Origin of the sequence: Bradyrhizobium sp. CCBAU 51745, assembly GCF_028128715.1 — a bacterium.
In the GTDB taxonomy this organism is placed as follows: Bacteria; Pseudomonadota; Alphaproteobacteria; order Rhizobiales; family Xanthobacteraceae; genus Bradyrhizobium; species Bradyrhizobium manausense.
Genome location: NZ_LBJP01000026.1, coordinates 1 through 613 on the forward strand (window position 1 = coordinate 1; position 613 = coordinate 613).

The window sequence follows — 613 nt, forward strand, 5'->3', positions numbered from 1 at the left end:
TCGACGTCCTTCTGGTTGCGCTCGGATTTCAGCCGCGTCAGCTTGTCGATCTGGAGCCGGCGCACGTTGGTGTTGTCGACCTTCAAAATCTCGATCGGCGCCTCGTCGGTCGGCTTGTACTTGTTGACGCCGATCACCGCCTGCTTGCCGGCATCGATGCGGGCTTGCGTCTTGGCGGAGGCTTCCTCGATGCGCAGCTTGGGCAGGCCGGCCTCGATCGCCTTGGCCATGCCGCCGAGCTCCTCGACCTCCTGGATGTGGCCCCACGCTTTCGCCGCGAGGTCACGGGTCAGGCGCTCGACATAATAGGAGCCGCCCCAGGGATCGATGATGCGGGTGGTGCCGCTCTCCTGCTGCAGGAACAGCTGGGTGTTGCGGGCGATCCGCGCCGAGAAATCGGTCGGCAGCGCCAAAGCCTCATCGAGCGCATTGGTGTGCAGCGACTGGGTGTGGCCCTGGGTCGCCGCCATCGCCTCCACCGTTGTGCGCATCACGTTGTTGAAGACATCCTGCGCGGTCAGCGACCAGCCGGATGTTTGCGAATGCGTGCGCAGCGACAGCGAGCGCGGGTCCTTCGGATTGAAGGGCTTCAAGAGCTTCGCCCAGAGCAGGC

General features: G+C 64.8%; 1 protein-coding gene. It reads right to left on the reverse strand.

Annotated elements, in window-relative coordinates; genetic code table 11:
- Positions 1–613, reverse strand: a 613-nt coding sequence (locus XH98_RS12915) for a methylmalonyl-CoA mutase family protein (protein WP_271618806.1), incomplete at both ends; no start/stop codon positions are given.